Source organism: Bacillus sp. P4_D3, assembly GCF_056401855.1.
Genome location: NZ_JBFUIN010000149.1, coordinates 1 through 7,217, shown reverse-complemented (window position 1 = coordinate 7,217; position 7,217 = coordinate 1). Strand labels below are relative to the sequence as shown.

At 35.3% G+C, this 7,217-nt stretch carries 7 protein-coding genes; 2 read left to right on the top strand and 5 right to left on the bottom strand.

The window, feature by feature from the left end; all coding sequences use genetic code 11:
- Window positions 1-1,028 (top strand): NAD(P)H-dependent flavin oxidoreductase (locus AC1DTM_RS15170; protein WP_477000433.1); only part of this gene is annotated, 1,028 nt, incomplete at its 5' end.
- Window positions 1,029-1,045: 17 nt separating this feature from the next.
- Here the strand turns inward: AC1DTM_RS15170 and dltD are convergent.
- From dltD to AC1DTM_RS15145, 5 genes are all read right to left on the bottom strand, one after another.
- On the bottom strand, window positions 1,046-2,221 hold the full coding sequence (gene dltD, locus AC1DTM_RS15165; protein ID WP_002158703.1) for a D-alanyl-lipoteichoic acid biosynthesis protein DltD: 1,176 nt from the start codon (window positions 2,219-2,221) through the stop codon (window positions 1,046-1,048).
- A complete protein-coding gene (gene dltC, locus AC1DTM_RS15160) occupies window positions 2,218-2,457 on the bottom strand; it encodes a D-alanine--poly(phosphoribitol) ligase subunit DltC (RefSeq protein ID WP_002011622.1) in 240 nt (79 codons plus the stop codon). Before dltC ends, dltD begins: the two co-directional genes overlap by 4 nt.
- Before the next feature lie 67 nt (window positions 2,458-2,524).
- Window positions 2,525-3,691, bottom strand: a complete 1,167-nt coding sequence (dltB, locus tag AC1DTM_RS15155; RefSeq protein ID WP_002158702.1) for a D-alanyl-lipoteichoic acid biosynthesis protein DltB — start codon at window positions 3,689-3,691, stop codon at window positions 2,525-2,527.
- Entirely contained in the window at window positions 3,688-5,202 is a 1,515-nt protein-coding gene (gene dltA / locus AC1DTM_RS15150) for a D-alanine--poly(phosphoribitol) ligase subunit DltA (protein ID WP_002202674.1), read from the bottom strand. The genes dltB and dltA overlap by 4 nt, the downstream gene beginning before the upstream one ends.
- A gap of 12 nt (window positions 5,203-5,214) precedes the next feature.
- Window positions 5,215-5,361 carry a teichoic acid D-Ala incorporation-associated protein DltX gene (locus tag AC1DTM_RS15145; RefSeq protein ID WP_002011626.1) on the bottom strand — a complete coding sequence of 49 codons (147 nt, stop codon included), beginning with the start codon at window positions 5,359-5,361 and terminating at the stop codon, window positions 5,215-5,217.
- 337 nt (window positions 5,362-5,698) lie between these two features.
- Between AC1DTM_RS15145 and AC1DTM_RS15140 the strand changes: the two genes are divergently transcribed.
- On the top strand, window positions 5,699-6,868 hold the full coding sequence (locus AC1DTM_RS15140; RefSeq protein ID WP_016104273.1) for an amidohydrolase: 1,170 nt from the start codon (window positions 5,699-5,701) through the stop codon (window positions 6,866-6,868).
- Window positions 6,869-7,217: the final 349 nt, after the last annotated feature.

Below are 7,217 nucleotides of genomic sequence, written 5' to 3'. Positions count from 1 at the left end.
GAGCTATTACAACGCCAGAACTTGTTGCAGCTGTGAGTAATAGCGGAGGGTTAGGTACGCTTKGAGCAGGGTATATGAGCCCAGAACAAATCCGTGAAGCGATTTATAAAATAAGGGAACTAACAAATAAGCCTTTCGGTGTTAATTTACTTTTAACGAAAGAGATACAGATAGAAGAAGAGAAGGTAAACGAGGCGAAAGTATTACTTAGTGGAGTGAATAGAGAATTAGGTATAGAAGAAGAAAAGACTTTAAAACTTCCAAAAAGCTATAAAGAACAATTACAAGTATTATTAGAGGAAAAGGTACCAGTCGTTAGTTTTGCATTTCAAACGTTAGAAAAAGAAGAAATAGATGATTTGAAAAAGGAAGGGATAAAAGTTATCGGAACAGCTACCCATGTAGCGGAAGCGAAAGCACTTGCTAAGTTAGGGGTAGATATTATCGTCGGGCAAGGTAGTGAGGCAGGAGGGCATAGAGGAACGTTTATTGGGAAAGAACAAGATGCGATGATTGGTACATTTGCATTAATCCCGCAATTAGTAGCGGAAGTACCTCATATCCCGATTGTTGCAGCAGGTGGTGTAATGAATGGGCAAGGGCTTGTTGCGGCATTTGCGTTAGGGGCAGAAGCTGTTCAAATGGGATCAGCCTTTTTAACGAGTGAAGAAAGTATTACGCATGACGTGTATAAAGAGGCGATTTTACATAGTACAGATACGAGTACAACGGTAACCCGTGCGTTTTCCGGGAAATATGCACGGGGTATTCGTAATGAATTTATAGAGAAACATGAAGGAAGAGAAGAGAATTTACCGATGTATCCAGTGCAAAACGTATTAACTTCAAAAATACGTCAAGAAGCAGCGAAGCAAAATAAGGAAGAGTATATGTCGCTTTGGGCGGGACAAGCATCATCATTAGCACGAACGGAATCAGCTCAGCACGTAGTGAAACGTGTCATGAAAGAAGCAGAGAACGTAATTGAACAATTACAAGGTGTATATAGAAAAAGACCACTTGAATAATTCAAGCGGTCTTTTCGTTAGTTTGCTTTATAAAATTGTTGGATAGCTTCGTCGATGTAAACCCAGCCTTTCCAACCTAAGTGCATATGATCTTTTAAGAAGTACTTATCATATTCATGATTTGAGAAATCAGCAATTGGATAGCCAGCTTGCTTAATTTGCTCATGAACTTTATTGTAGTATAATTCGCGTTTTTCTTTCGGGAAGCCAGCGTAATCATACCAAGGACCTTTTACAGGAACAGAAATGAAGAGCGGTTTTGCGCCAGATTGTTTTAATAAATCAAGTACAATTTGTAAATCTTCATATTCTGGTGATTGGTCATAAGCATCATTTTTTAAGTAACCTTCACGTTGCTTTAATTTCTTCTTAATTTTGCTATTGAAGTAATCATCTTCGATACCGTATTCGTTAGAGCCTGATTCTACTGCACCTGTTTGATCAGCATGTTTACGAGCTTCTTCCCAGTTCATTTGTTTCAATGATGGGTCAAGCTTTTCTTTATGCGGCTTAATATTAAACATAACTGTAAATAAATCTTTACGATCTAGAATGTTACGATAAATATAAGCGAAAGGTTTAGCAGCAAGTGCTTTTACTTTATACTTTGTATCATCGTAGGCGATACCTTCAAGTGAAATTTTTAATAAAGTTTCTTTTTTAACAATCTCAAAGTTTAATAAGCGTTTTGCAATTTGTTTTTTCATTTCAGGTTTTAAATCATCGTTGAAAATGAAGTGGTAACCTTGTTGTTTTGAAAAGTTAGGTGCAAAATGTGTCTCATCAATACCTTGTGGTACAAACCATTGCGGAGAAAGAACGAATATCATTTTCTTATCTTTCAATTGATCCATTGTAGATGCGAAGTTTAATACATGTACAAGGTCTTGTGTTCCGCCGCGTCCAAGTAAGAATGGTGTGAACCCTTCAGGCTTTACTTTGAAATAATTCGATGGATGGAAAGCATCCATACGTGCGAATTCCGATGAACCGTACATCGGAAGATATTTCGGGTCTGCTAACATCTTTTGCTGTAAAATCATACTTTGAATCTTTTCTTCTTTTAAAGAAGTCGCAGCTTGTTCTACTTTCTCATCACTTAAAAGTGGGAGTAGGAAGCGCGTAGGAATAAGTAAGAATACAGCAAAAAGGGCCAATGCTAAAAGCATCGGACCAAATTTTACTTTGTTCATCGGATTTCTTCCAACTTTTTAATAACCATATTTGGTGTAGCCCACTCATCGCGGTCAAAATCAGAAATAGAAACTTCAATCTCTAAACGCTCTTGGAATTCTACTAATAAAGATACTACAGCGAAAGAATCAAGAATACCTTCTTCAAATAATTGAACATCTAAGTTTTCTTTCACAATATCGTTTTCACATACTTCTTCTAAAATATCYAATACTTGCTCTTTGAATTCTGCCATTTTTAAAATCTCCTTCATATCCGAATATATTATATGTGCAACTTCTTAATAGAATAAGAAGGGTGCATTAAAAGTATCTGTTAAGGTGTCCAGAGAAAATAAGGAAACCGAAACATACAACGTGGAACGTAATTACAATCGCAAGGACGTGTGTAAATTTATTGTTTGGCCAAAACTTATGCTTCTTGTTTTTTCGTTCGAAAATATCGAATAAGATAAACAAGGCAGCGTGATAAAGACCATAAATAATGTATTGATACACATGCTCACCAGTAATATGCCATATTCCCATGATGAAAAAGTTTAAAAATGCACCGATATACGAAATTGTGTAACGGTTTTTAATTAACTTTTTCTTCGTTGCGAAAAAGACGAAACGCATGTAAATAAAGTCACGGAACCAGAATGATAAACTCATGTGCCAGCGATTCCAGAAGTCTTTAATGTTACGACTAATGAATGGTTTATTAAAGTTTTCTGGAGTTTTAATCCCCATCATATAACTTACACCAATTACAAATGAGCTATAACCAGCAAAGTCAAAGAATAAATATAAGCTATAGCTATACATGTAAATCATATTTGATAGGATTGTATCTTGCTGAGCGAATGCCGGATCCATAAAATATTGCTTTATTAAGTAAGCAATAATAAATTTATACAAGAAACCTTGGAAAATACGGTTTAGCCCTGTATATAGTAAATTTTGATATTCTTCTGCACTAGGTGGCTTTTGAATATCTTTTTGGAATCTGCGGTAACGATCGATAGGTCCCGTTGAGATAGCCGGGAAGAATAAAATGAATTCCCAAAAATTAAAGAAGGAAAGTTCTTTAATTAAGTTATCACGAACTTCAAATACCATTTGTACTGCTCTAAATGTTACATAGGACATTCCTAAAAATACAACAAACTTTAGCTCAGGTACAAACGGTGCGATTTTTGCCAAAATAAGCGGTAAAATCGATAAAATGACAGCTATACAAAACGTGAATGTACTATTATTTTGTTTTCTTAACATTAAATAGCCTTTAATAAGGACATATTGCCAAATAATAAATGCGGCTAACATGATTGCTTGCTTCGGTTTATCAGAGAAGATAATAACGAGCATTACTAATGTTAAAAAGGCATTATATTTACGCAACATTTTACCTTTAAATCCAGCTATGATAGTAGGTATTAATAAAATGCCTACTATAGCGAAAAAATAAAATGATCCATATGCGGTCATGCTGTAACCTCACTCAATAATTTTTTGCGATCTACCTTTCCATTTGGTGTCATCGGAATAGAAGATTGATACATGAATTTACGTGGAATCATGTAGTTTGGTAATCGCTCATTGAGTTCTTTTTTAATTGCAGATGTTAATTTGAATTCTTTTTCAAATGAATGTTCTCCAGGAACAACAACCGCTAATAAATAATCGTATTTCTCACCTTTTTTAATTGGAACAATAACTGCTCCTTCTACGTAAGAACACGCACGAAGGTGATGCTCAATTTCTTCTAATTCCATTCGATAACCATGAAGCTTAATTTGGAAATCAAGACGACCATTATAGAATAGAAGACCATTTTCTACATAGCCAGCATCGCCTGTTTTATAGGCGCGCTCACCGTCAATCATAGTAAATGCTTTTTCTGTTAATTCAGGACTTCCTAAATATCCAACGCTTACGCTTGGACCGACAATTACGATTTCACCTTTTTCACCGTCAGGTGCAATTGTACCATCTTCTTTCATAATAAGAAGGCGACAGTCTGATTTACAGTAGCCAACTGGAAGTGATTTGTATTGGTCAAGCACTTCTTCTGTAACGTGAATACCTGTTACAGCAACAGTAGCTTCTGTAGGACCGTACGTATTCATAATTGTTGCTTTCGGGAACCGCTCAATTAATTTTCTAGCTACTTCATTTGGTAACACTTCACCGCAGAATAAGAATGTTTTCATGTTTGGTAGCATACTTTCAGAGAAAGAGGCTTCCATTAAACACATTTCTGCGAAAGATGGTGTCGAAGTCCATACTTGTATATCCGATTGCTCTAAAGAAGCAAACAAGTCTTTTGGACGTGCAATCATGTCTTTATCGATTGCCCAAAGTGTACCACCTGTTACTAATGATGGGTAAATATCCATTACAGATAAATCGAATGAGAAAGGTGCTTGGTTTAAGAATACTTGCCCTGTTTGTAAGTTGAAATCTTCTACAGCCCATTTTGTAAAGCTAACAAGACAGTTATAAGTAATCTGAACCCCTTTCGGATTACCTGTACTTCCTGATGTGTAAATAATGTAGAAGTTCTCATCACCTTTTACCGCATGTTCAGGATTTGGAATGTTCCCTTTATGAGTAAAGAAAATATCTTTTAAGTTGTCTTCACTTACGATGCGAACTGGTAAATCAGTTACAGTTACTTCTGTTCCTGATAAAAGTAATTTCGCACCAGAATTTTCAGCGATACGTTGTACGCGATCAGCTGGGATAGATAAATCTACAGGAATGTAAGCATGTCCAGCTTTTACACAACCTAAAAAGTTAATAATCATTTCAGGTTGCATATGACCATAAACCATAATTGGTGAACGATCATCTGGATACTCAGAAGAAATCCAATGTGCTAACGCATCAGAATCTTCCTTTAATTGTTTGTACGTAATTTTCGCATCTCGCCAAACAAAAGCGGTTTGATCAGGCGTTTCTACAGCCCACTTTTCAATTTGTTCTAATAACTTCATAACGTTCCCACCCTAGAATTCATTGTAAATAAATGTACTTGTGTTTGTATCATGGAATCCATACAACCAAAGTAATGCAAATAAAATTGCAAGGTAATAAACCGTCTTTGCAACCCATTGTGTGAGTGGTTGAGACCATATCTCTTTTAATCTTTCCATGTCTTTCCCTCGCTTAATGAAATAATAGCTCTTTGTAGGTATCATGTCCTACATTATTGTGAAAAAAACAAAATCCCACATTTTAGGTAAAAATAAGTCAAAAGGCTCTTTTCTGATATTAGCACTAAATACTAAAAAAGAAAATCCCTAACTTAGCAATTATATTACATTCAGCATGAATTTGTAATGGGTTTGACATGTAAATAGAAAGTGGATTGTGTGAATACATAAAAGTGGACTATAAGAATACGTGAAAATATAATATTTGTTTTTTATTAATCGGTAGAGACTGAGCAAACTTTAAATTACTAGATCTTTTTAAAAGGAGGAAATTATCATGAATAGAGTGTGGAAGAGTCTTATTTCAGAAGAAAATATTATGGAATGGAGACGGCATTTCCATAAGTATCCGGAATTATCGTTTCATGAAAAAGAAACTTCGCAATTTATATATGATACATTATGCTCATTTTCTTCTTTTGAAGTAACGAGACCAACGAAGTACAGTGTACTAGCAATTAAAAGAGGAACGGAACAAGGGAAAGTAGTTGCGATTCGAGCGGATATAGATGCTTTACCAATTCAAGAGGAGACAAGGAAATCTTATGCGTCTGTGAATAAAGGGATGATGCATGCATGTGGGCATGATGCTCATGCAGCTATTTTGTTAAGTACAGCAGAAGCGCTATCAAATATGAAGGAAGATTTTGCAGGCGAAATCCGTCTGTTCTTTCAACACGCAGAGGAAGTGTATCCCGGTGGCGGACAAGAAATGGTGGAGGCCGGTGTTATGGACGGCGTCGATTATGTAATAGGTTTGCATGTTATGTCTGGATTAGAAAGTGGGAAGGTAGGAATTGTATATGGCCCTATGATGGCAGCACCAGACGTATTTACAATTGAAATTTTAGGAAAGGGTGGTCATGCGGCACGACCAGAAGAAACGATAGATCCTATTGCTATCGGAGCACAAATTATTACAAATTTACAACATATCGTATCAAGAAATACAAGTGCTTTTATGCACAGAGTAGTGTCAGTTACACAATTTCATGGGGGGATGGCCGATAATATCATTCCAAACAAAGCATCTTTAATGGGAACTGTTCGATCTTTTAATCAAAGATTAAGAGAGGAAGCAAAAGAGAAAATTGAGCAAATTGTGAAAGGAATTACAAAAGCGCATGGAGGGGATTATACATATACGTATCGTTACGGATATGATCCAGTTGTTAATAATGAGTACATTACGAAAATAGTAGAAAAAAGTGCGATAAAATTGTTCGGAAATCAGCGTATTGTGCATCTTGAACCTTCTATGGGAGGAGAAGATTTTTCAGCGTATTTAAGAAAAGCACCTGGTTGTTTCATTAAATTAGGAACAGGGAATAAAAATATTGATACTTGTTATCCACATCATCATCCGAAATTTGATGTAGATGAATCAGCTTTAATTTATGGAGTAGAATTATTTTTAGAAACAACGATAAGGTTACTAAAATCATAGAAAATTATAAAAAAAGGCAACTGCGCTCTATCGCAGTTGCTTTTATTTCTTCCGTCAGAGAGGGCTGAGAAAGAACTATGCTCATTTATAGTATATGAATAGCTAACGGACAAGCTTGTACATTTTAACTATTTTTTTAAAAATAGTTATTGACTTTGATAATCAATTTCAATTAATCTAATGGTATAATTGAAATTGATAATTATTATCAATGAAGTGGATGAGGAACCTTAATGAGAAAAACATTTCACCTTTTACGAAGGGGATTAAAAAATAAAGATGTTGATAAGCATATTGAATGGCAACGAAATATAATTCGTTCTGAATATGTAGATGAGAAGAGTACACT